The organism is Protofrankia sp. Cr1, assembly GCF_963555865.1.
GTDB lineage: Bacteria > Actinomycetota > Actinomycetes > Frankiales > Frankiaceae > Protofrankia.
Window position 1 is genome coordinate 7,385 of record NZ_CAUVXO010000160.1, and the last position, 1,700, is coordinate 9,084.

1 protein-coding gene and 1 pseudogene are annotated in these 1,700 nt (G+C 68.9%); both read left to right on the plus strand.

The window, feature by feature from the left end; all coding sequences use genetic code 11:
- The first annotated feature begins 518 nt into the window (after positions 1–518).
- Positions 519–1,370 (plus strand): biotin/lipoyl-binding protein, encoded by an 852-nt coding sequence (locus tag U9980_RS14110; RefSeq protein WP_322768331.1) that lies wholly within the window; start codon positions 519–521, stop codon positions 1,368–1,370.
- Positions 1,345–1,700 (plus strand): annotated as a pseudogene (locus U9980_RS14115) (RND transporter); the annotation flags it as partial. The gene U9980_RS14110 and the pseudogene U9980_RS14115, both read left to right, overlap by 26 nt.

Consider the following 1,700-nt stretch of genomic DNA (forward strand, 5'->3'; position numbering starts at 1 on the left):
TGACGCACCGTACGTTGACGCACCCCACAGCCAGGCGCCGCCCGTGCTCACGACTTCTGTGGACGCGGCTCCGCATTCGCGTGTAGTGGGAAAGGGCCCGGGGAAGCGCCCGACGGCTCCGCGAACGGCTCACAGCGGCCGAACAGCTCGCACCCGCCGATCGTGACGGTGGACCGTGCGGTCGTGGCGCCGCACGACGCGTGAGCGCGGTGACGCGAATCCGGCGGGGTTCGGGTGCCTGCGGGGTGGTCCCCCGATAGGGCTGCCGGGCGCGCGACATCCGTGCCGAAAGATCTACCAAGCGAAACGCAGACCAAACTGACTCCCAATGGCGTGTGCGGATCCGCCCACGATGGACAGCGGAAAGCCGTTGGTCAGGAGTTCCACCGGATTTTCTCAGCAAATACCAAGACTCCTCCGCGAAGCTGAGGGACAGTGATCGAGATCGGCGCCAAGTCGTGCCCATCCCGACACGCGTAGGCGGGTCGCCTCACCCGCCGGGGCTTTCGGAGGAGTGGATGCACGTACGGCGCGCGCGCCTGCGGATCGGACGGAAGATGCTCGCCCTGGGGGCGGTGGCAGCCGTTGTCATCGTCGCAGGTTCGATCGCGGTCGGCCTGGCAGTCTCGTCGTCGGCCACCGGCAGCAGTCCACGTCAGGTAGCGGCAAGTCTCGGGACGATCCGGCAGGCGGTTTCGGCTACCGGGGTCATCCAGGCCGCCCACGAGGCGGACCTGACCTTTGGCGTATCAGGTAAGGTCACCGCAGTTTCGGTCACGGTCGGTCAGCAGGTTACGGCGGGGCAGGCGCTAGCCACCGTCGACTCGGCCGCCCTGGCGGCATCGGTCGCGCAGGCCCAGGCCAGTGTGGCCACCAGTCAGTCCCGCCTGTCCGCGGACCAGACCGCCGGGGCGTCGGACGCCCAGCTGAACGCGGACAACCAGACGATCACGGCCGCACAGGACGGGCTGGGCGCGGCGCAACGGTCGCTGGCACAGGCGATCCTGACATCGCCGATCGCCGGTACTGTCGCGGCCGTCAACCTGACGGTCGGCCAACAGGTCTCCGGTGGTGGCACTACCGCGTCCGGCGGCGGAAGCGGCGGGGGCGGCGGAAGCGGCGGGTCGACGTCGGGCTCGGCCTCGACCACATCGACGTCGGCGTCGTCCGCTCAGGTAGTGGTGGTCGGTTCCGATGGTTACAAGATCACCACAACTGTCGACGACACTCAGATCGGCCAGATCAAGAGCGGTAACCAGTCGGTCATCACGCCGAACGGCGCCACCACCACGGTATTCGGGACGGTAGTCCACGGTCGGACTGCTACCGACCCAGAGCTCGGGGGTGGCGACCTACCCGGTCATCATTGACGTCACCGGGACCCCGGCCGGGTTGCACCTCGGAGCGAGCGCCCAGGTGCAGATCATAGTCCGGCAGCTGACCGACGTCCTGACCGTACCGACCGCGGCGCTGCACTACACCGGATCCCAAGCACAGGTGTACGAGCTGACCGGGAGCAAGCAGACGCCCCGGGCGGTCACCGTGGGCGTGAGCTCAGGCGGAGTCACACAGATCACCGACGGGCTGGGCGCCGGGGACATGGTGGTGCTACCGGACTCGGCTCCGACGGGACGGGTGCGCGGCGGGACGGGGACTCCGACCGGCGGCACCGGCGGTGGCTTTGGCGGTGGCGGCTTCGG

Coding starts and splice junctions, on each gene's coding strand:
- U9980_RS14110 (WP_322768331.1), top strand. CDS start 519: ATGCACGTACGGCGCGCGCGCCTGCGGATCGGACGGAAGATGCTCGCC.